Source organism: uncultured Tenacibaculum sp. (genome assembly GCF_947502995.1).
GTDB lineage: Bacteria > Bacteroidota > Bacteroidia > Flavobacteriales > Flavobacteriaceae > Polaribacter.
Genome location: NZ_CANNBW010000016.1, coordinates 113881 through 137552 on the forward strand (window position 1 = coordinate 113881; position 23672 = coordinate 137552).

General features: G+C 29.4%; 20 protein-coding genes. 15 read left to right on the top strand and 5 right to left on the bottom strand.

The annotated features are described in order from the left end of the window. The first annotated feature begins 7 nt into the window (after positions 1-7). Positions 8-3661, top strand: a complete 3654-nt coding sequence (locus Q1A46_RS14430; protein WP_299680132.1) for a M1 family aminopeptidase — start codon at positions 8-10, stop codon at positions 3659-3661. 43 nt (positions 3662-3704) lie between these two features. Here the strand turns inward: Q1A46_RS14430 and Q1A46_RS14435 are convergent, their stop codons facing one another. After that, positions 3705-5192 carry a hypothetical protein gene (locus tag Q1A46_RS14435; RefSeq protein WP_299680134.1) on the bottom strand — a complete coding sequence of 496 codons (1488 nt, stop codon included), beginning with the start codon at positions 5190-5192 and terminating at the stop codon, positions 3705-3707. 175 nt (positions 5193-5367) lie between these two features. Between Q1A46_RS14435 and Q1A46_RS14440 the strand changes: the two genes are divergently transcribed. From Q1A46_RS14440 to Q1A46_RS14450, 3 genes are read left to right on the top strand one after another with little or no spacing between them, the layout of a single operon-like run. Further along, positions 5368-5529 carry a DUF5522 domain-containing protein gene (locus tag Q1A46_RS14440; protein ID WP_299624621.1) on the top strand — a complete coding sequence of 54 codons (162 nt, stop codon included), beginning with the start codon at positions 5368-5370 and terminating at the stop codon, positions 5527-5529. Positions 5530-5585: 56 nt separating this feature from the next. Further along, positions 5586-6296, top strand: coding sequence for a DUF4197 domain-containing protein (locus Q1A46_RS14445; protein WP_299680137.1), 711 nt, complete (start codon positions 5586-5588; stop codon positions 6294-6296). 60 nt (positions 6297-6356) lie between these two features. Further along, the gene (locus Q1A46_RS14450; protein ID WP_299680140.1) at positions 6357-6542 is read left to right on the top strand and encodes a Lacal_2735 family protein; all 186 of its coding nucleotides are present in this window, start codon (positions 6357-6359) and stop codon (positions 6540-6542) included. Here the strand turns inward: Q1A46_RS14450 and Q1A46_RS14455 are convergent. Continuing rightward, the gene (locus Q1A46_RS14455) at positions 6522-7322 is read right to left on the bottom strand and encodes an ABC transporter substrate-binding protein (protein ID WP_299680143.1); all 801 of its coding nucleotides are present in this window, start codon (positions 7320-7322) and stop codon (positions 6522-6524) included. The genes Q1A46_RS14450 and Q1A46_RS14455 overlap by 21 nt on opposite strands. Before the next feature lie 27 nt (positions 7323-7349). Further along, complete coding sequence (locus Q1A46_RS14460) at positions 7350-8123, bottom strand: LytTR family DNA-binding domain-containing protein (protein WP_299680146.1); 774 nt, start codon at positions 8121-8123, stop codon at positions 7350-7352. 234 nt (positions 8124-8357) lie between these two features. Between Q1A46_RS14460 and Q1A46_RS14465 the strand changes: the two genes are divergently transcribed. The 3 genes from Q1A46_RS14465 (at position 8358) to Q1A46_RS14475 (ending at position 15436) form a co-directional block, all read left to right on the top strand. Beyond that, entirely contained in the window at positions 8358-11345 is a 2988-nt protein-coding gene (locus Q1A46_RS14465; protein ID WP_299680149.1) for a TonB-dependent receptor, read from the top strand. Between the two features lie 14 nt (positions 11346-11359). Next, positions 11360-12775, top strand: coding sequence for a RagB/SusD family nutrient uptake outer membrane protein (locus tag Q1A46_RS14470; RefSeq protein ID WP_299680152.1), 1416 nt, complete (start codon positions 11360-11362; stop codon positions 12773-12775). A gap of 411 nt (positions 12776-13186) precedes the next feature. Further along, a complete protein-coding gene (locus Q1A46_RS14475) occupies positions 13187-15436 on the top strand; it encodes a S41 family peptidase (protein WP_299680155.1) in 2250 nt (749 codons plus the stop codon). A gap of 47 nt (positions 15437-15483) precedes the next feature. Here the strand turns inward: Q1A46_RS14475 and pyrF are convergent, their stop codons facing one another. Further along, positions 15484-16293 (bottom strand): orotidine-5'-phosphate decarboxylase, encoded by an 810-nt coding sequence (pyrF, locus tag Q1A46_RS14480; RefSeq protein ID WP_299680158.1) that lies wholly within the window; start codon positions 16291-16293, stop codon positions 15484-15486. A gap of 64 nt (positions 16294-16357) precedes the next feature. Between pyrF and Q1A46_RS14485 the strand changes: the two genes are divergently transcribed. From Q1A46_RS14485 to Q1A46_RS14520, 8 genes are all read left to right on the top strand, one after another. Further along, on the top strand, positions 16358-17434 hold the full coding sequence (locus tag Q1A46_RS14485; protein ID WP_299680161.1) for an ABC transporter permease: 1077 nt from the start codon (positions 16358-16360) through the stop codon (positions 17432-17434). Then, positions 17435-17896: a thioredoxin-like domain-containing protein gene (locus tag Q1A46_RS14490; RefSeq protein ID WP_095073472.1), complete on the top strand. Its 462-nt coding sequence runs from the start codon at positions 17435-17437 to the stop codon at positions 17894-17896. It begins immediately after the preceding gene. After that, positions 17897-18382 carry a TlpA disulfide reductase family protein gene (locus Q1A46_RS14495; protein ID WP_299680169.1) on the top strand — a complete coding sequence of 162 codons (486 nt, stop codon included), beginning with the start codon at positions 17897-17899 and terminating at the stop codon, positions 18380-18382. Positions 18383-18539: 157 nt separating this feature from the next. Then, positions 18540-19298 (top strand): triose-phosphate isomerase, encoded by a 759-nt coding sequence (gene tpiA / locus Q1A46_RS14500; RefSeq protein ID WP_299680172.1) that lies wholly within the window; start codon positions 18540-18542, stop codon positions 19296-19298. Continuing rightward, positions 19299-20132 (top strand): 50S ribosomal protein L11 methyltransferase, encoded by an 834-nt coding sequence (gene prmA / locus Q1A46_RS14505; RefSeq protein ID WP_299680175.1) that lies wholly within the window; start codon positions 19299-19301, stop codon positions 20130-20132. Positions 20133-20140: 8 nt separating this feature from the next. Further along, complete coding sequence (locus tag Q1A46_RS14510; RefSeq protein ID WP_299680178.1) at positions 20141-20416, top strand: ATP-dependent Clp protease adaptor ClpS; 276 nt, start codon at positions 20141-20143, stop codon at positions 20414-20416. Position 20417: 1 nt separating this feature from the next. Beyond that, complete coding sequence (locus Q1A46_RS14515; protein ID WP_299680181.1) at positions 20418-20690, top strand: hypothetical protein; 273 nt, start codon at positions 20418-20420, stop codon at positions 20688-20690. 1489 nt (positions 20691-22179) lie between these two features. Further along, the gene (locus tag Q1A46_RS14520; RefSeq protein WP_299680184.1) at positions 22180-23016 is read left to right on the top strand and encodes a M57 family metalloprotease; all 837 of its coding nucleotides are present in this window, start codon (positions 22180-22182) and stop codon (positions 23014-23016) included. A 65-nt stretch (positions 23017-23081) separates the two neighbouring features. Here the strand turns inward: Q1A46_RS14520 and Q1A46_RS14525 are convergent, their stop codons facing one another. Then, the gene (locus tag Q1A46_RS14525; protein WP_299680187.1) at positions 23082-23477 is read right to left on the bottom strand and encodes a hypothetical protein; all 396 of its coding nucleotides are present in this window, start codon (positions 23475-23477) and stop codon (positions 23082-23084) included. Between the last annotated feature and the right edge of the window lie 195 nt (positions 23478-23672).

A 23672-nucleotide genomic window follows, 5' to 3' on the forward strand; every position in this document is an offset into this window, starting at 1 on the left:
TAGAATTATGTTTTATACGATATTTAAGCATGAAGTAAAGTACTGGTTTAAGAAGCCAGCCTTTTATATTTATTTAGCGATACTTTTTATAGTGTCAATTTTATTTGCTGCTTCAAGTGCAGGTGTTTTTGATAACTTTACAGTTAGTACGGGGGGGCATGAAATTGTAAATTCTCCTAAAGGGCTTAATGACTTATTTAATGGAATGAGTCAGCTTATTTACTTTTTATTACCTTCTATAATCGGGGTAACTATTTTTAGAGATTATAAGAGTGAAATGCACTCGATTTTATATTCATATCCATTCACAAAAACTAATTATTTATTTGCTAAGTTTTTAAGTGGTTTAACTATTGTTACTTTAATAGTTTTAGGAATAGGTTTGGCGTTATTCATTGGTTTTAGATTGCCAGGAACTAATCCAGATATAGTTGGTGGTTTTAGTTTTGTAGCATACCTACATTCCTATTTTGTGTATGTTATACCTAATTTGTTGCTATTTGGTGCTATTGTTTTTGCTGTGGTAACATTTAGTAGAAATATTGCGGCAGGTTTTATCAGTGTATTGGTGGTTATGTTGATTCAAGGCTTGTTGGTAAGTATGGTTGCGCAACAAGAAAACAGGTTGTTAACTGCATTACTAGACCCATATGGTTTTGGTGCTTTAGACTATTATACACGTTATTGGACTGTAGCTGAACAAAATGAATCACCATTACCACTAGGAAGTATTATTATATACAACAGATTAATTTGGTTGGGAGTTTCTGCTTTAATTTTTGGATTTGTATTTAAAAAGTTCTCTTTCAATCAGAGTGGGATTACTTTTAACTGGTTTAAAAAGGAAAAAGAAATTCGTGCAATAAAGAAAAATTTTGGAGGAATTACTAGAATTAATCTTCCTAAGGTAGCTTATGATTATTCGTTACTACATAATTTAAAAAGTGTATGGAAATTATCTAAAATAGATTTTAAATATGTAGTTAAATCATTGCCTTTTATAGCAATTGCTTTTGTAGGTGTTATTATAACAGTACTAGCTTTTTCACAGTCAGGATTAGTTTTTGGAACAGAAACTTTACCTGTAACATGGAAAATGTTACAAACTGGTATGGGAGGATTTAATCTTTCAATGATTATTATTACGTTTTTATATGCAGGTTTGTTAGTGCATAGAGGACGAATGGTAAATGCAAACCATATTGTCGATGTAACACCAACGCCAAACTGGGTATTATGGTTATCGAAATTAACAGCGCTTTTAAAAGTGCAATTAGTTGTGTTGTTTTTGGTAATGCTATCAGGTCTTATTTATCAAACCTATAATGGATTTTATAATTATGAATTCGGACATTACTTTTTCGAATTATTTGTATTACGATTTATAAACTTCGCAATATGGGCTGTTATGGCTATGTTTATTCAAACATTATTTAGAAATCCTTATGTTGGATTAGTAGTCTTATTCGTAATTTTTATTGGAATTCCGCTTTTAGGTAGTGTTGGAATTGAACAATCTATTTTTATGTTTAATAGAGGTGGAGGTTTTAATTATTCCGATATGAATGGTTACGGATCTTCATTAAGAGGTTATTTTACTTACAAAACATACTGGGCTCTTTTTTGTACCATTTTATTAGTCTTAGTAAGTTTATTTTGGGTTCGTGGAATTCCGCATTCATTTAAAGAACGTTTATCAATATTTAAACAACGATTTAGTTTAAAGAGTGGATTAGTTTTAGCCGTTTCTTTAGTAGCTTTTATAGGTTTAGGAGGAAGAATTTATTATGAAAATAATATAAAAAACGAACGTACTTCTAGTAAAGAAAGAGAAGAATTACGAGTAAAGTGGGAAAAGGATTACAAACAATATCAAGGAAAAGCTCAACCAAGAATTGTTGCTGTTGACGTAAATATGGATTTATATCCTAGTTCTTATGATTTTAAATCTTCAGGAACGTATAAGATGATTAATAAAACAGATGAGGTAATTGATAGCCTGTTTTTAAATCATAATAATTATCCAAGTACTTTTAAATTTAATCGAGATACAGATTTAGTTCATGAAGATACTATTCAGAATTTTGATATTTATAAGTTAAAAACTCCTCTACAACCAGGAGATAGTTTAGAGTTAAATTTTACTGTGAAAAATAAACCAAATACGTTCTGGAGAAAAAATTCACCAGTTCGTGAGAATGGTACATTTATGAATAGTGGTATTTTCCCATCATTTGGGTATTCGGATGGTGGAGAATTAAGAGATGATAAAACTCGTGAAAAGTACGGTTTACCAAAGAATGATTTAAAACCACATCCTTCAGATAGTACGGCACTTGGAGATACTTATATTTCAAAAGATAGTGATTGGATAGATTTTGAAGCAACTGTTTCTACTGCTGAAGATCAAATAGCAATTGCTCCTGGATATTTACAAAAAGAATGGGTGAAAGATGGTCGTCGTTATTTCCATTATAAAATGGATAGTAAAATTTTAAATTTCTATGCATTTAATTCTGCGCGTTATGAAGTGAAAAAAGACAAATGGAAAGATGTAAATCTTGAAATTTATTATCACAAAGGTCATGAGTATAATTTAGACCGTATGTTTGAAGGAATAAAAGCTTCTTTAGATTATAATTCAAAGAGTTTTAGTCCGTACCAACATAAACAGGTTAGAATTATAGAATTTCCAAAAACCGGAGGAACTTTTGCTCAATCATTCCCAAACACAATTCCATTTTCTGAAGCAATTGGATTCATAGCAGATGTAAATGAAGAAGATGAAGGAGTGAATTATCCTTTCTCTGTAACAGTTCATGAATTAGCACATCAATGGTGGGCACATCAAGTAATTGGAGCAGATGTATTAGGAGCAACAATGCTTTCTGAAAGTTTATCTGAGTATGTTTCATTAAAAGTATTAGAACATAAAACAGGAAAAACGGAAATGCGTAAGTTCTTAAAAGATGCCTTAGATGGATATTTAACTCAAAGAACTTTTGAAAGAAAAAGAGAAAAACCATTAATGTATAACGATGGTCAAGGTTATATTCATTATCAAAAAGGATCTTTAGTGTTTTATGCATTAAGTGATTATATCGGTGAAGAAAACTTAAATAGTGCTTTACAAGCGTACGTAGAAAAAGTAAAGTTTCAAGATGCTCCGTATACAACATCTTTAGAAATGGTAGATTATATTAATCAAAAAACACCAGATAGTTTAAAGTATGTAATTAAAGACATGTTTGAAACGATAACATTGTACAGAAACAAAATAGTAGAAGCTTCATCAAAAGAGTTAGATAATGGAAAATATCAAGTAGATATTACATTTAACGTTAGCAAATACCGAAACGATGATTTAGGTAAACGTTATTATGGAGAAAAAGCTGGAGATACGATTTCATATAAATCTGAAAAAATGAAAAAACCAGTACTTTCTGTTCCATTAGCGGATTATATCGATGTTGGAATTTTTACTGAAGAAGAAGTAGATGGAAAAAAGAAAAAAGTAGAATTGTATTTAAAGAAACATAAGATTACACAAATACATAATACCGTTTCTATAATTGTTGATAAAAAGCCAATTGAAGTCGGAGTAGATCCTTACAATAAGTTAATTGATACACAATCTAACGATAATAGAAGAAAGTTGTGATAAATTTTTAAAAAGGCTTGGGAATTTCCCAAGCCTTTTTAAATTATCGTAAAGGAGTAGCACCAATTGAGTTGCTTACCCAAAAATCGAAAGTTTTTGATTTTAAATTTCCAGCACAATCAGTAGCAGACATTACTAGTCTGTAATGATTACCATCTAAAGGTCTTGCAGGGTTAATTCCAATATTCATGTTGAATCTGGATTTTAAATTGATTACGTAACCATCAGTACTCATATCTATACCATTAATTGTTTCTGAAACTCCTGAAGAAATTTCAGTTAAGGTTAAATTATATGTTCTAACACCTTTTGATACTAATGGGTTAAAAGTTATAGGTTCGTTAGGTCTAAATCTTGTAGAAATATAATGATTAAAGTTACTATTTGCATGTGTGTAATAATCTGTTAATTCATCAAGAGAAAGATCTAAATTACGAGTACTTGTATTATGTAAAAAACCATTTAAACTTAAGTTCTCATTAGTTTTTATATTGAAATAGTTAGTTCCTCCAAAAGAAGGAGTATACCCACTCTTATAATTAATAACTAGCATGTAGGTGTTATTCGGGATAGGGTTTTGGCTATTGTAAACTAGAAAATTATTTGAATTATCTAAGGTTAAGTTATTTGAAGGAGGGTTACTTGTGTTATAATAAATAGCTTCAGTAACACCAGTGTATATATTTAATAATTCAATTGTGCTAACGCTATTTCTGAAGTAAAAATCTTGAAACATATTGTTTCCTGTAGCATTATCAATTAACGTTATTTTAGTGCTGTTCAAATTATTTGAATTTCCATTACAAGTAGGTGTGCTTCTTACTATAAATGAAGTAGATGAACTTGAGTTTAGAAAGTATGCAGTATTTGCAGTAAAAAACAAGTTAGGATAAATGTCTAAGATGTAATTCAAGTCAATTTTATCTTCAGGATAAAAACTATTATAAATTGAATTAAATACATTTTCAAAAGTGTTTTTCTCTTTTAAAATATCATCTCTTATAGTCAAGTAAGCATTTGGAAGAGTATAGTCTTTAAAACCCTTTATACTCAATACAACATGATCTTCAGAAACAAAATCTTCAATAAGCATGGCAATGTCATCTTGAATAATATTTAAAGAAACATCAACCATAATGTTATCTTCATAAACAGAATTATGAGGGATTTCAATCTGTTGTTGCTCAAAAGAGGAATTTACAGATATAATCACATCGTCTTCAAATATATTATCAGAAGTCATAATGAAATGATCTTCAACAATATTTCCTTTAAACTTTAAATTACTTTGTTTAATACCTTTTTCACTAATGATTAGAGATAAATCTTTACGTATTTCATCTAATTCAAGCATTCTATGAAATACCTTATAAGCTTTTTGGTATAAAGTAGTTTCTCGATTGTTTTCAGTTTTCTTTTTTAAAGCAAAAGCTTCTTTTTCTAGTTCTTTTGAAGTTTCAATTAATTCATTGTCGGAACATCCAGTTCCAATGATAAGAATTACAATAGCAAAGGCTAGTAATTTTTTCATAATTTAGATTTAATAGGTTAATAATTATGTCAAAACTAGTTTCTATTACTATTTTGATTATTGTAAAGTTTCCGAATTAAAGTAAATAACTTTTGAAATGCTTCGTTAATTGATTTAAGGAAAGTATTTTCTAAAAAGAAAGAAGCTAAATTGATAATAATTTATCTTTGTTGAGATGAAAAAAATATTGAAAGCAGAACCTCATGAGTATTATACTAATGAACAGGGGTATAGGGTTTTTAAAGAAGAATATCATTTAAGAAGAGGGTATTGTTGTAAAAGTGGATGTAAGCATTGTCCTTACGGATATGATAAAAATACAGATAGTTTTAAATAGGAGTGACCTTAAAGTAAATGTTGTTTCTTAAATAAGTAGTAAATAAAATTAAAGATATGATAAAAAGACTTTTAATAGTGTGTATAGCATTACAATTTGTAGGATGTGATGAATTACAAAAAATAGCTAGTCAATTACCACAAACAGGCGGACTTACTCAAGCACAAATAGGAGAAGGACTTAGACAAGCATTAGATAATGGAATTCAACATCAGGTGACAAAACTAACAGCAAAAGATGGTTTTTATAGAAATGAGTTAGTCAAAATTTTATTACCAAAAGAGTTGAAAGTTGTCGATGATGGTTTGAGAAAAATAGGATTAAGTAAACTAGCAGATGAAGGTGTAAAAGCTTTAAATAGAGCAGCAGAAGATGCAGTTAAAACAGCAACACCAATTTTTATTAGTGCAGTAAAAGATATTACGTTTGCCGATGCTAAAAATATTTTATTAGGAAATGATAGAGCAGCTACAAGTTATTTAGAAGGAAGAACGGAAACAGCATTATATTCTAAATTTAATCCTGTAATAAAAAAATCTTTTGGTAAAGTAGGAGCAGATAAAATATGGGCGAATTTAATTTCTAAATACAATTCGATTCCTTTCGTTAAAAAAGTGAATCCAGATTTAACCGATTATGTTACTACTGAAGCATTAGAAGGAGTTTATACAATGATCGCTGTTGAAGAGAAAGGAATTAGAAATAAAATAGGATTACGTAATACAGATTTGTTGAGAAAAGTATTTGCTTTACAAGATAATAGGTAGTGTTAAATATTTGTTTTTCAATATTTTATTGTTATATTTAAGATGAAATTATGAAAAGCCATGTCACGTTTAATTCAATTATCACGCTATAAGCAACATTTAGAAGAGCGCTATCTAAAATTGATAGAGCAATCTAACGATTACAGGTATGTTGATGAAGCTAAAAGTGACATGGCTTTTTATAAAGCGATGAAAGTTCTAGAGAAAATTAATAGAGTTAAGTATCTAGATAATTCTTTGGTGTAATTTTTTGAAATAATCGAAAGATTTTAAAAGCCTACTTCCGTACCAAGAAAACAGTTCACCATCAACAAATACAGTTTTAGCATGATGTGTAAATCTTCCAATTTCAAAGGCGTGCTCTTCTTTAAAAGGATAAGGTTCAGAAGATAAAAAAACTAAATCTGGATCTCCTTCTAATCTTATTTTTTTCAGTTCAATTTCAGGATATCTTTCTTTATTTTTATAAATGTTTTCAAATTTATTAAGCTCTAAAATGTGATTAATAAATGTGTTGTTAGCAGCAGTCATCCAAGGATTTCTCCAAATAAAATATGCTACTTTTTTAGGTGTAATATCTTTTATAAAATGATTAAAATCTGAAATCTTAAATTCTAACTTTTGAATGATTTTTTGAGCATCAGTTCTACAAGATAATAAATCTCCGTATTGTCTAATCAATTCAATAGCATCATCAAGATTGTAAATGTCAGAAACATGCACAGGAGCTATTTTTTCGCAAGCTTCAACAATTTCTTTCGTATTTTCCTCTTTATTACAGAGAATAATATCTGGGTTTAGTTCTTTTATTTTGTCAACTTTTATGTTTTTTGTTCCACCAACTAAAACTTTCGTTTGTTTCAAATGGTAAGGATGTACACAAAACTTTGTTAAGCCAACAATATTGTTTTCTAAACCTAAATCATATAAAAGTTCAGTTTGACTAGGAACTAAGGAGATAATTCTTTTAGGAGTTTTTTCTAAAGTAATTAATCGGTTAAGTTGATCAGTAATTTCAATATTCATTGCATCGAAATTAGTAAATAATTTACATTATTTAATTCCCATTAACTCTTGAAATTCTTTTTTGTATCCTTTACTAACTCTAAAAGTAGTTTTTACTCCTGTAATTTTCACATCAGTTTCTCCGTAATTAGAAACTATTATTTCATCAATAAAATTTGAATTGATAATAGTAGATCTATGAATTCGCATAAATTTTGGGGAATTTAATCTGCGAATTAAACTAGATAAAGATTCTCTTAATAAATGCATTTTATTATCAGTAGTAAAAATTTCTACGTAATAACCAGAAGCGGAAATATGTTTAATTGTATCTGTCTCAATAAATAAAATTTTATTTCCAGATTTGATACTTATCTTTTTGTTTTCAGGAGATTCTTTTTGCTGAATTAAAGATAAAATGTCTTTAATACTCGATTGAATATTTAACAACTCATCTTTTTTCTTATGATTGATGATATTATTAACACATTGATAAATTCTATTATCACTAAAAGGTTTAACAATATAATCAAATGCTAGATAATCAAAAGCTTTGTGAGCAAATTCTCCATGTTCAGTAACAAAAACAAATAAAGGATTTGTATTGTTGGATGTTCGCTCTATAATTTCAAAGCCAGTCATATCTTCTAAATTAATATCTAAAAAAACAACATCAGGCTTTAAATAATTAATATGATCTACAGCATCAGTTCCATTAGAGAAACTACCAGTTAATTCAAAAGAATGATAATTATTTAGCAATTTTTCTATTCTAGTTCTGGCAACTTTTTGATTATCAACTATAATGTACTTTATGTCCATGTTAACTTCATTGTTTTGAGTTGATCGGCTAGCGAAAGTATAAAAAGTAAATGAGGTATGATCTATATTATTGTGTTCTTTAACATTGCTATAACTAGATTTTAACATTTGATTTTTTCATCTGTTAAAAACGATTACTTACATCAAAATAAAGGCGTTTTACTTCAAATGAATCTTAACAAAGACGGATACGGGATAAATTTAGCCTCCTAATCAATTAAATTAAATAATTTTATGAAATTTCGTTTAAAAAATGCAATGTACTTGCTTTTGTTTTTGAGCGTTATCTTTAAGGTAAATGCGCAAGAGAGAACAGTGAGTGGAGTTGTATCAGATGATGTTGGTCCTTTACCAGGGGTTAACATAATTATTAAGAATACTTCTAAAGGTACTGAATCAGATGCAGATGGTAAGTATTCTATCAAAGCTAAAACAGGAGATATCTTAGTGTTTAGTTTTGTAGGAATGAAAACTGTTGAAAGACCAGTAGGAGCTTCTAACAAGATCGATGTTACTTTAGAAAATGATAATTTTCTTGAAGAAATCGTTGTAGTAGCTTATGGAGCTCAATCTGAGAAAAAAGTTATTACGAGTGTTTCTAAGGTAAATCAAGAAGCTATTAAAGATTTAGTTACTGATTCTCCACAAAATATCTTACAAGGTCAGGCTTCAGGGGTACAAGTAGTATCTTCTTCTGGTGTTCTTGGTGCTTCTCCTGAGTTAAGAATTCGTGGAACGAACTCTATCGGTACTAACGTAAGACCTTTATTCGTTGTAGATGGAGTAATCTTAGGTGATAGCTTCTTGACTGGTGCTCAAGGTGGTGGACAAGGATTAAACCCATTATCTAGTATCAACCCTAACGATATCGAAAATATTTCTGTATTAAAGTCTGCTGCTGCAACTGCTTTATATGGTTCTCGTGGTGCAAATGGTGTAGTTATCATTACAACTAAAACAGGATCTAAAGATGGTAGTGTTAAAGTAAACTTAGATTTTTCTACATCTATTTCTAGTGTAACTGATACTCCAGAGTTATTAAATGCTCAACAATTCAGAGACTTTAGTGCTATCACAGCTCCAACAAGAACTATTTTTGATGGTAATTTCGATTTTATCGATGCTGTTTTCAGAAATGCTGTTTCTCAAAGTTATAACTTAGGTGTTAACGGAGGAAACGAAAAATCTAGTTTCTATATTGGTGTTACTAGAGAAGATCAAGAAGGTATCTTAGTTGGTAACGAACTAGAAAGAACAAGTTTCAGAGGAAACATTAAAACTCAAGCTAACGACTGGTTAACTTTAGGATTAAATTCAAGTGTATCTGTAAATAAATTCGACAGAACACCTCAAGAGAATGCTTTTGCTGCACCTTATACAATTGCAAACTTACAGAGACAAGATGTTAATCCAATTGACGAAAACGGAAACTTCACAACTGCAGGAAATGTAGGTGGTGGAAACGTAATTGCACAAGAATTATTAAACTTAAACTTAGCAACTGAAACTAGGATTACTGGTAATGCATTTGCTGATATTGATTTTTCTTCATTATTAAACGGTTTATCGTTTAAAACTGATTTTGGTGTGGATAGAAGATTTGTTGAAGCTCAAACACGTGAAGTTGATTTATTAACTCCAGGAGGTGAGGCTTTCAATGGAATTTCTCAGCAAAATAGATTTACAATTACTCCAACTTTCTTATATAATAACAAGTTAGGAGAAAAGCATAACTTAAGCTTATTAGCTGGTTATTCTTATGATCAAAATGATATTAGAAATATAGATGTAGCTGGTACAGGTTTCTTAGATGATTCTTTCATCAACGTTACTTCAGCTTCTACTTTCACAACAACAAGTTCTGATGGTACAACATCTAGATTAGTTTCTTATTTTGGTAGAGCGTCTTATGATTATGACAATGGTAAGTATGTATTAGAAGCATCTTTAAGAAGAGATGGTTCTTCTAGATTTGGTCTTAACAACCAGTTTGGTACATTCTGGTCTGCTGCTTTCGGATGGAATATTTCTGATGAAAACTTTATGGCTGATGTAAACTGGATTAGAGATTTAAAATTAAATGTAAGTGCTGGTACTGCAGGTAACGATAGAATTGGAAACTTTGCTAGTTTAGGTACTTTCTTTAACTCTCCTTATAACAATAACCCAGGTTTAAGACCTAACAGTTTAGCTAATCCTGATTTACGTTGGGAAACTACTACAGGATTTGATGCTGGAATCTCTGCATCTTTCTTAAATAGAAGATTAACTGTAGGAGTAGAATTCTATAAGAAAATTACTGACGATTTAATTTTAAATGTACCAGTAGATCCAACATTCAACTTAGGTTTAAATGCAGTAGCTACAAACATCGGAGAAATTCAAAATACTGGAGTTGATGTAGATATTACTTCTGTAAACTTTGATACTGAGAGTGGTTTCAAATGGACTACAAACTTAAATATTGGATATAACAAGAATGAGGTAACTAAATTACCAGACGATAATATCGATGAAAGAGGAAACAGATTTGTTGCTCAAGGTGGTAGTTTCTCTGGTCAGAGAGCAATCGAAGGACATTCAGCAAATTCATTCTATTTAATTAGATATGTAGGTGTTAATCCTCAAACTGGTGATGCTGAATGGTTAGATGCTGATGGTAACATTACTACTAATCCTACTCAAGCAGATAGAGTTGTAGCTGGACAAGCTAACCCAGATTTCGTTGGAGGTTTAACAAACACATTCAAATACAAAAACTGGAGTTTAAGTACTTTATTTAACTTCTCTGTTGGTAACGATATTTTCTTAGCTTCAAGAAGTTTCTCTGAAAACCCAAGATCTGGATTCAATAAAACAACTAGAGTTTTAAATATTTGGCAAAATCCTGGAGATAATGCATTTATCCCTTCTACTAGTAGTAGTACTTACGGAGTTTTCGAACAAGATTCTACTTTACAGTTAGAAGATGGTTCTTTTGCTAGACTTAAAAATGTAACTTTAGCGTATAGTTTACCACAAAGTCTTTTAGATAATGTTTTCTTAAGTAATGTAAGATTCTATGCAACAGCTACAAACTTACTTACTATCAAGAGTGACGGGTTAGATGGATATGATCCTGAAACTTCTAGAAATGCTGATGGAGGTGGAGCAATTGGAGAGGAGTTCTTTAACATTCCTCAAGCTAGAACTTACACATTAGGAGTAAATATCACTTTTTAATTTTAACGTAAATCATGAAAAATAATATAAACACAATACTAAAAAGAGCAGGAATTTTAAGTCTTGCAGTATCTTCATTGATTTTTACGTCTTGTGAAGATGAATTAAATGTATTACCTGAAGATTCTCCAGTTACTGAGTTAGTATTCTCAAACGGAACATTAGCTTTAGGAGCTTTAGAAGGTATGTATAGTGCTGCTCAACAAGATGATGTATTAAATGGTACATTACAGTTAAGTGGAGAATGGCAATCTGATAATGTTGATTTTGAGGGAACTTTCCCTACTTTTAACGAAATCAGACAGTATACTATTTTATCTACGAACACATCTATCAATGGAATGTGGGATGACAATTATGAGACAATTGCTTCTGCTAACTTAGTAATTGATAATGTTCCTTTAGTTGATGATGCTAGCTTTACTCCTGCACAAAGAACACAGGCTATTGCTGAAGCTAGATTTATGAGAGCTTTAGTTTACTTAAATATTTCAGCTTACTTTGGTCAACCATTACAAGTGGCTGATGGAAGAAATAATTTAAGTGTACCATTAGTAACTAGCTCTGAGATTGGTTTAGAAGTTAATAGAGCTACTTTAGGAGAAGTTCATGACTTCATAGAGTCTGAATTATTAGCTATTATTCCTGATTTAGGAGCGCCTACTACAAGAATTAAAGCGAATTCAGGAGCTGCTAAAGCTTTATTAGCAAGATTATATTTATATCAAGAGAGATTTGCTGATGCTGCTCAAATGGCTGATGAAGTAATTAGTGATGGTTTCTATGCTTTAGCAACAGATTATACTTTCTACAATCAAAGAGGATCTACTGAGCATATTTTTACATTAGCTAACAATGCAGATGATGGTCAAGATAGTGGAGAAGGATTTTCAGGTTTAACAAATCCAAACCCATTAGGAAGAGGAGATGCTCCTTTCTCTGATGATTTATTAGCTGCTTATGCTGCTGAACCAGGAGATTTAAGATTCACTACTTTAAATCAAACAGGTAATGATGCGCAAGGTAACGTTAGAACTTTTACAAGTAAATTCCCTGATGGAAATAACGACGCTGATGATGCTCCTGTAATTAGAATTACAGAAATGTATTTAACAAGAGCAGAAGGAAACTTCAGAGCTGGTTCTACTGTTGGTGCTGCACCTTTAGCAGATATCAATACATTAAGAACAAGAGCTGGTTTACCTAACTTAACTGCTGTTGATTTAGATATCATCCTAAACGAAAGAAGAAAAGAATTAGCTTTCGAAGGACAAAGAAGAATGGATTTAATGAGAAACGGAATGGATTTAAGAAGACCTGGGCAACCAGATGCTAACTTATCTGCTCCAGGAATGGACCGCACAATTTTCCCAATCCCTCAGGCGGTTAGAGATTTATCTCCATTCTTAGCCCAAAATCCAGGGTACTAATTTAGAGTATAAATTTGTTTTATAAATTTTAGTATTAATTAGTAATTAATTGAAGCTGTCTTTTTAGACAGCTTCAGTTTTTTATGTGAAAATGATTAGATTCCATTTTACTATCATTTAGTTCAAAATCTAGTCAATTTGCATCAAAACTGCTTTAATGCACCTTAATTGTATTTACTTTTGAGGAAACAACTGTTCAAAGTATAGTTGTTTGAATTAATCAACCAATAAGTCAAGGAGTTGTTAACCTTGACTTTTTTTATTTTAAATACTTTCCTCCATTTAATCCTTTTTTCTTTAGTATATATAGCTTTTGTTTTTGTAATCTTTTGTTAATTAACAAAGTATTTGCATAATAAGAATAGTTAGAGTGTAATATTTGAATTCAAACTAATTAAACTAATCAATCCTATGAAAAAAATCATGTATTTTATTTTGTTCCTTTTTTCTATGAGTTTATGTTCTCAAGTAAATCTGAGCAAACAAGAAAAAGAAAATTTAAAAGCATTTACTAAAGCTTATGGTTACGTAAAATATTTTCATCCTAGTGATGAAGCTTATGAATTAGATTGGGGTAAGTTCGCAATATATGGAGCAGACAAAGTAATAGATGCAAAAAATAACAATGAGCTTATTTCTATATTAAAAGAATTATTCGTTCCTGTAGCGCCGAGTATAAACTTTTTCAAGACAAAAGATAATATCCAATTTAATAAAGAATTTATTCAACCAGATGATGTGAAAAGTTATAAACCAACTTTTTGGCAACATTCAGGTTTAGGTTTTGGAACCAAAAAAAAAGGAAATATCTATAGAAGTATTAGAACAAATTCTTATGAGTTGATAACAGAAGATCCTTCTTTTGCAAGTACAACAGTTAAATTAGATGGTGGAAAGTATGCTGGAAAGAAAATCAAAATTTCTGCAAAATGTAAATATGAAGGAATTAATGGAAACGGAAGATTATGGATGAGAGTAGACCGAAAAGAATCTAAGCCTGGTTTTTTTAATAACATGTCGGAAAATCCAATTAGAAAATCAGATTGGAGTAATTATGAAATTATTGGAAAAGTAGATGAAGATGCTGAAAGTGTTTTAATCGGCTCTATTTTGATTGGTGATGGACAATTATTTACGGATGACTTTAAGTTTTTTGTAGATGATAATGGTTCTTGGAAAGAAATCCAATTAGAAAATGGAGATTTTGAAAATGTAAAATCAAAAACATGGAAAGTTAAAAAAAGGGGATATAGCACAGAATATGTAACAGATGAATCTAATAAAGATAATCATGTCTTAAAAATTCAATTTAGAGCTGATGAAAGAAAAAGGAAAACCAAGAAAAATTTTGAAACAGAATTAAAATTTGGTGAGTATATTAATGAAACTATAAATCAAGAGGTTTCCTGTCACATACCTTTAGTTTTGTACACAAATAAAAATGGTACTTATCCAAAATCAGATTCAAAAAAATTAGATAACCTGAACAAAAAAATGAAAGGACTAAAGCTAGAAACTAGAAATTTAGCTTTTCAATACGGTAATATTATAAATACATGGAATGTTTTTCAGCATTTTTATCCATATTTTGATGTAGTTAATGTCAATTGGAATAAAGAATTGGAAAATGCTTTTTTAAGATGCGATAGAATTTTTGATTCAGAGAAGTTTTTAGAAAATTTAGAAATCTTTACGGCATCATTAAAGGATGGTCATGTAAGAGTATCAGGTGAAACGCAAAAAAGATATTGTCCGAATTTTTCTTGGGAATGGATCGAAGGAAAATTAATCATAACTAAAAACAATGGAATAGAAGGTTTAAAAATAGGAGATGAAATTGTGTCTATAGATGGAAAACCAAGTAAGAAATATTTTAAAGAAATAGAGAAAACTATTTCGGCTCCTACACAAGGTTGGTTAAATCATAGAGCTAAAATTAAATCCCTTTTAGGAAGAAAATTGTCTGTTTTAAATCTGAAAACTTCTACTAATAAAGAGGTAAACGTAATTAGGAATGTTTCGTATAGGTCTTACTATCGAGAACTTATTAAGGAGAAAAGACCAACATTTAAAGAAATAGAGGAAGGGATTTATTATTTAGATATCGATGAAATTAGTATAGATAAAGTTTTCGATAAAATGTCTACATTAAAAAAAGCAAAATCAATTATTTGTGATCTAAGAGGTTATCCGAATGGTAATCATGAGTTAATTACTTATTTATTATCAAAAAATGATGAGAATACGAGTTGGATGCAAGTTCCTGAAATGGTATATCCTGATCAAAAAAAATCAATAAATTATAAGACGTTTGGTTGGAGTTTAAAGGCTAAAAAAGAAAAACTTAAAGCAAAGATATTTTTTATCATAGACGGAAGAGCGATAAGTTATGCAGAGAGTTTTATGGGCTTCATTGAAGGCTATAAGTTGGCAACTATTATAGGTCAACCTACTGCAGGAACAAATGGGAATGTAAATCCGTTTACTTTACCCGGTAACTACCGAATTTCTTGGACTGGGATGAAAGTGGTAAAGCACGATGGTTCTCAACATCATGGAATAGGAATTTTACCAAATGTTTATGTAGAAAAAACAATACAAGGTGTTAAGGAAGGTAGAGATGAGTTTTTAGAAAAAGCGTTAGAGTTAGCTAGGAAATAATTAAAAAGTAAAAAGGTCTTAAGTTTTACGCTTAAGACCTTTTTTATTTATAAAATTGCACTCATTTGCGATTGTAATTCTTCCGCTTTTTTTGCTGCCTCTTTAGCAAAGTTTTCATCATTTCCTGCATAAATAATTCCTCTAGAGGAGTTGATTAATAAACCAACAGAAGAGTTCATACCATATTTGCAAACTTCTTGTAAATTTCCACCTTGAGCACCAACTCCAGGAACTAATAAGAAACTTTCAGGTATAATTTCACGAATATCTTTTAAATATTCTGCTTTTGTAGCGCCAACTACGTACATTAAGTTATGTGCATTTTTCCATGTTTTAGATGTATTTAAAACATGTTTATACACTTCTTTATCATCTACTTTTTGAGTTTGAAAATCAAAAGCTCCAGCATTAGAAGTTAAAGCTAATAAAATGGTGTGTTTGTCTTCAAAAGCTAAAAAAGGTTCAACAGAATCTTTTCCCATGTAAGGAGCAACTGTAACTGAATCAAAAGATAAATCTTCAAAAAAAGCTTTAGCATACATTGTTGAAGTATTTCCAATATCTCCTCTCTTAGCATCAGCAATCGTAAAAATATTAGGGTGATTTTCGTTTATGTATTGTATTGTTTTTTCTAAAGATTTCCATCCTTTAATACCATAAGCTTCATAAAAAGCAGTATTCGGTTTATAGGCGACACAAAGATGGTGAGTAGCATCTATAATTGCTTTGTTAAATTCAAAAATAGGATCTTCTAACGCTAATAAATGTTTGGGTATTTTATTTAAATCTACATCTAACCCAATACACAAAAACGATTTTTTTTGTCGTATTTCAGCTACTAATTGTTCAGTTGTCATTGTTTGTTGTTAAAAAGTTAGGCAAAAGTAACTATTTTAAAGTTTCTGTTATCTTTGTTTTCAAATGTTTCAGTATATAACAACTAAGATTTTTTATGGTTTTCTAACACTTTTAGGAGTAGTAACCGTTGTTTTCTTTCTTTTTAATATTTTACCTGGTGATCCAGCTCGAATGTTAATGGGACAAAGAGAAGATAGTGAACAACTAGAAGTTATTAGAAAAAAGTATGGTTTCGATCAATCAGTTGGAACTCAATATTTATATTATTTGAATGATTTGTCACCTTTGTCTTTTCATAGCAAAAATGAAAATCATTATACTTCATTGGCTTCAGAAAAATATACATTTAAAAATATTTTTTCCGTTGGTGATTTAAGTGTAGTTATAAAATATCCTTATTTAAGGGAATCTTTTCAAAAAAATGGAAAATCTGTAACTTCAGTAATTAAAGAAACATTACCTAATACTATAGTTCTTGCAAGTTTTGCTATCACAATGGCTATTGTTTTAGGAATTCTATTAGGAGTATTTTCTGCGGTTTATAAAAATTCTACTTTAGATAAATTCATAGCTGTTTTAAGTACATTAGGAATGAGTATACCTTCCTTTTTCTCAGCAATTTTATTCGCTTGGTTTTTCGGATTTGTACTTCATGAATTTACAGGACTTGAAATGACAGGAAGTTTATTTGTTGTAGATGATTTTGGTGAAGGAATTTACATACAATGGAAAAATTTAATATTGCCAGCCATTGTTTTAGGAATACGACCGTTAGCTGTTGTGAGTCAATTAATGAGAAATTCCTTGTTAGAAACTTTAAATCAAGATTATATAAGAACAGCTCGAGCAAAAGGATTATCTAATTTCAAAGTAATTAAAAACCATGCTTTAAAGAATTCATTAAATCCTGTAGTTACTGCAATTTCAGGTTGGTTTGCTTCAATGTTAGCAGGAGCAGTTTTTATTGAATATATTTTTAACTGGAATGGTTTAGGAAAAGAGATTGTTAATGCTTTAGATACTTTAGATTTACCAGTTATTATGGGAAGTGTATTAGTGATTTCAAGTATATTTATAATAATCAATATTTTGGTAGACATTATTTATGTTTGGTTAGATCCAAGAGTAAAATTGAATTAAATGAAATATTTTTATTTGGTAATTATAGTTTTCTTAGCAAGTTGTGCTTCACCGAAAGTGTTTTCAGAGTCTGCATTAAATGAGAAAATTCAAACTTTAGATCGAGAAACAATAACATTTAAAGAAGTTTTAGAGCGCAATAAAGGGAAAAAGATTTTTGCTCAAATCTTCGCTAGTTATTGTCCTGTAAGTCAAGATAGTTTTGATGATGTTTTAAAATTTCAAAAAGAAAATCCTGAATTCAGCTTTGTTTTTTTATCGGTAGATCATTCCTATTACGATTGGAAGCGAGGTTTAGCGTATGTAAAACCTAAAGGACAATTTTATTACATTCCTGAAAAAGGAGAAGGAAGTTTAGGGAAATTTCTAAAATTAAAAAGTATTCCTAGATTTCTAAAGATAGATGAGCAAGGAAATATAGAAGTTTTTAAAACATCCAAAGTATCAGATAAATTGAAATAAATGAAGTTACTTTCTTTATTATTTATTTTGATGGTGTTTTTAAGCTGTAAGCCAAGAATAGAAACTTCGTTTTCTGAAAAGGCTTTGCAAGATCAATTGGTAACATTATCAAATGATACGATTACTTTCAAGAATGTTTTAAATCAATATAAGGGAAAAAAGATTTTAATTGATGTATGGGCTTCTTGGTGTTCAGATTGTATCAAGTCAATGCCTAAAGTTATGCAACTTCAGAAAGACAATCCAGATATAGTTTTTTTATTTTTATCCATAGATGATTCATTAACTGATTTACAGAATGGAATAAGTAAATATGGAATCAAAGGAGAACATTATTTATTGCCTTCTAGTTGGGATGGAGATTTAGGTGAATTTTTAGATTTGTCATGGATACCAAGATATTTAGTGATAGATGAAACAGGAGGTATTGAAGTCTTTAATGCGATTAGAATTAATGATTCTAGAATTTTAAATGCCCTCAAATAATTATTACGTTTTCGTAAAAAAACTAAAGCTTAATCTTTAAACTTCGTCATTAAAAAACTAGTTTTGTGTGATTGCACTACAAAGTTTTTTAAAATAAATGTGCTAGTAAACTAATAATAATCAACCTTCAATAACAGAAGTATTTATAACAAAACCAATGAGACAAAAAATTGTAGCAGGTAACTGGAAAATGAACAACACTTTAAATGAAACTAAAGAGTTACTTAAAGGGTTAAAAAAAGAATTAAAAGGAGTAAAATTAGATAATACTCGTGTAATTATTGCTCCAACATTTGTAAATCTTCAACATGCTGTAAAGAAAACCGCAAAGAGTGTTCTAGAAGTTTCTGCTCAAAATTTACACGAAGCTAAAAATGGAGCCTTTACAGGTGAGATTTCTGCTGATATGTTGTTAGATATTGGAGTAAATGTTGTTATTTTGGGGCATTCGGAAAGAAGAGCTTATTTTAACGAAACAGATGAAGCTTTAGCTCAAAAAGTAAATACAGCAGTAGCAAAAGGTTTAGATGTTATTTTTTGTTTTGGAGAACAATTAGAAGACAGACAAAATGAAAATCATTTCTCAGTTGTAGAAAGCCAATTAAAAGAAGCACTTTTCGGGTTACAGGCAGAAGCATTCAAAAATATCATTTTAGCTTATGAACCTGTATGGGCAATAGGAACAGGACAAACAGCTACAGCAGATCAAGCTCAAGAAATGCATGAGTTTATTAGAGGTTTATTAGCTAAGTCTTATGATGCTAAATTGGCTGATAATGTTTCTATTCTTTATGGAGGTAGTGTAAAACCAAATAATGCAGAAGAAATTTTTTCTAAACCAGATGTTGATGGAGGTTTAATTGGAGGAGCTTCATTAAAAGAAAAAGATTTTTCTGCTATTGTAAAATCAATTTAATTGGATAATATATATATAGAGTATTCTTTTGTAGTAGAACCTAAACAGCCAGCAATTGAAATTTTAATAGCTGAATTAGGTGAGAAAAATTTTGAAAGTTTTGTTGAAAATGAAACTGGATTGTTAGCTTATATTCAAAAGAAAGATTGGAAAGAAGATGTTTTAGAGGAAATCTTTATACTTGAGTCAACGGAGTTTGAAATAACTTACGAGTTCAAAGAAGTTGAACAAACAAATTGGAATGAAGAATGGGAAAAACATTTTAATCCAATTCAAGTAGAAGACAAAGTGAGTATTAGAGCTCCTTTTCATGAAAATCCAAACTTAGAATACGATATAGTTATTGAACCTAAGATGAGTTTCGGAACAGGTCATCATGAAACAACATACATGATGATACAACATCTTATAGGTTTAAATTTACAAGATAAAAAAGTATTAGATATGGGGTGTGGTACTGGAGTTTTAGCAATTTTTGCTGAAATGAAAGGTGCAAACCCAATAGATGCTATAGATATTGATAATTGGTGTTACGTAAATTCTTTAGAGAATGTAGAGAGAAATTCTTGTAAAAATATTACTGTTTTAGAAGGAGACGCAGAGTTGTTAGTTAATAGAAAATACGATGTCATTATCGCAAATATTAATAGAAATATTCTTTTAAAAGATATGAATGCTTATATGAGTTGTATAAGTGAGAAAGGAATATTACTTTTAAGTGGATTTTATAAGGAAGATATTCCAATTATAGATAAAGAAGTATCTAAATACGGAATGACCTTAGATGTAGTTATTGAAAGAAATAACTGGGTGTCGTTAAAGTATATTAAGTAAAATTGAAGATGAGTACGATAGAAAAAATACAAGAAGAATTAGATGTACTAGTACAAGAAACTAGTCAACATGAAATTATTTTGTATAATGATGATGTAAATACATTTGACTTTGTAATAGATAGTTTAATTGATGTTTGCGACCATACTTTAGAGCAAGCAGAACAATGTACAATACTTGTGCATTATAAAGGAAAGTGTGCTGTTAAAACAGGAGAATATAAAGATTTAGAACCAAGATGTTCTAAGCTGTTAGAATTAGGTTTATCTGCTGAAATAGTATAACATGGAAAATGTACTTAAGTACTACGATTTTTCAGATTTTTCTGAAGATCTATCAAACACTTTTTCTGGAAACGAAATAGCTTTTACAGAACTAAATAGCGAACATTTTTTAATTTTTGAAAAAAAAACAGATAGCTATAATTTATATGTTTCCAAATTCTTGTCAAAAAAAGAAATAGGGGTGAAGCCCCCGGAAATACTAGAGTTATTAGTAGAAAACTACGATAAGTCTATACCAAAACATAGAATAATTTTAAGAAAATATCTTCACTAAAAACTCAATTTCATTGAGTTTTTTCTTTTTATAGTGACCAATCAAAAAAAGATGTGTCTTATTTAATGTAACAGTATAATAACTGTTTTAAAATTAAATAAGTTCATTGAAAATATATAGTAATTCCCAAATTACAATTTTATAATCCCTAGTTATAGAAATATAACGGCACATAAAGTATAATAGTTAGTAGTAGTTAAAAATAGTAGTAGTTAGTTTTTATACTAAGTTTGGTTAGACAAGGAGATTTAAAATATTTTATTTCGAATCTCCTTTTTTTTGTGACCAATCAAAAAAAAGTGTGTCAAATAAATGTAACAGTATAACAGCTGTTTTCAAGATTAGATAAGTTCATTAACAATATTATAGTAATTCCCAAATTACAATTTTATAATCCCTAGTTATAGAGATATAACAACACATAAAGTATAATAGTTAGTAATAGTTAAAAATAGTAGTAGTTAGTTTTTATACTAAGTTTGGTTAGACAAGGAGATTTAAAATATTTTATTTCGAATCTCCTTTTTTTTGTGACCAATCAAAAAAAAGTGTGTCAAATAAATGTAACAGTTTAACAATTGTTTTCAAGATTAGATAAGTTCATTAACAATATATAGTAATTCCCAAATTACAATTTTATAATCCCTAAGTTATAAAGATGTAAAAAACACATAAAAGTGTTTAAATAGTTAATAGTAGTTAAAAATAGTAGTAGTTAGTTTTTATACTAAGTTTGGTTAGACAAGGGGCTTTTGCTTTTAAAGCCTCTTTTTTTTAACACTGATAATTATTTGAGATTAGTTATAAATACTTGAAAATATAAAAATATATCATAATAAAAATAGTAGTAGTTAGTTTTTATACTAAGTTTGGTTAGACAAGGAGGCTTCAATTAATTTTGAAGTCTTCTTTTTTTATTGTGACTTTTTATTTTTCTAAGTGTCTAATTAGTATGAAGATAAGTTAAGGAAAAAGAACAGTACTAGGTAATCCCCAATACCTTTATATAATCCCCAAAGCAAAAGAGCTTCTTCGATTTTAAGAAGAAGCTCGTCTTTTAGTAATAAATAATAAATTAGTTTTAATTTAATTAAAAGTCTCATTATTAGAGATCTTTTTTGTGTTTATATGTGTTTGAAAAAGAGTTTTTTAATCTTTATCCTATTTTTTAGATAGGTTTTGTAGGGTGTGTTTTTTAGCTTTTTATATATTTTTTTGAGCTTACTAAATATTAGTTTGAAATGGTTTAAATGTTTATGGTTGTAAACTGTAAGCTGAAAAGTTATTTGTGCTTACTATATTTTGTGTAATTCTTCATATGTTGCTTTCTGTTTTTTTTACAGTAAAAATGTTAAATTTTTAAACATATTGTTGTTTTGTTAACATTTAATTTAATGTTGTGTAAAAACGATTAAATGTTAAAATGGTGAAAAAAAAGTTATAATTTCGTTAAAAATTTAATTAATAACCATTAAAAAACAATTTAAAGATGAAAAAAATGAAATTCTCCCGAATTGCATTATTGTTGGTTGGTGCGAGTTTTTTCGCATGTCAATCAGAGGACAACAATCAGCCTGAAGCTGTGGCTGATAACGGTATTTCTTCTGCACTTGTATCAAAGTTAGTTGATTTTGATATGAATCCAAAAGATGCTAAAAAAGTAGATTTCGTATTACCTAACGGAGATATAACTCCTATGTATCAAATTGAAGGTGATATTCACATGACAGAAGATAAAATCAATAGTCTTCCTAATTTACAAGATTTATCTGGTAGAAACTACTATACTAATAATTTAGTTGCTCAAAATACAGTTATTAATATCATCGGATTTACTGGTGGTGGAGGTTTTGGTTTATCTAATAAAGCTCAAACAGCTTTACAGTGGGCTGTAAACAACTATAACAGATTAAACCTAAGTATTAGATTTAACTTAACTTTTGGTACAAATTATCAACCACAAGATATGGTAGTTTACAACAACCCTAATCAAAATGGTTCTGGAGGATCTGCTGGTTTCCCAACAGGAGGTAATCCATTTAAATTTGTTCAAATTTTCGGATTAGAAGGTTTTTCTACTAATGTTAATGAGCATGTAATTACTCACGAAATAGGTCACTCTGTTGGTTTCCGTCATACAGATTATCAAACAAGACAAAGTTGTGGTCAAAACGTAAACGAAGGTACTGCTGGTGTTGGAGCTAACCCAGTTCCAGGAACTCCTGCAGGATATGACCCAACTTCTGTTATGATCGCTTGTTTTAATTCAGGTGATGATGGAGAGTTTGGTCCAAATGATATTATTGCATTACAGTTCTTATACTAATTTGCAGTTTATTTAACTCTATAAAAAAGAAAATCCTGAGAAGTAATTCTCAGGATTTTTTATGCTTAATAAAATACCTTTTGTGAATAATCTACTAGTCTTAGTAGTTTGTCTAGTAACTTTATATTTATTTGAGGATATTTAATATCGTTGTATTCATTTTTTATCGATAAAGTAATGTCTTCAGGTACAACTTCTTTTTCTTCGTCATTAAACTTTAAATAGTATTTTCCTTCTCTTAAAGCCAACTCAGCAGTTTCTACAACTAGTTCATTTTTGTTTTCGTCTACAAGTTCTATTTTAATAAATTCAATCTTTTCAACTTCATAGATATCTACACTAATTTTATATTCAGTGTCAGTTTTTTCAACAAAAGAATAGAAGATAGATCCTTCTCTGTTTTGACTAAAAAGACTTGTAGAAATGAAAAGGAAACAAATGATAAAAGTAATTTTCTTCATTATGATTTAATTTATTTACTATGCAAATTTATAAAAGTTATTTATACATCTGTTTTTAGATGTAAAAAACTATAAGCCAACTTCATGCCAAAGTTAAATAAATTAGAATAGATGATGTTGTGTCGTCCTAAAATAGGTTGACAGTTTTAAAAAGTATTATTTAAACCAGAGAAGCTAGCTTCTCTGGTTTTTTAT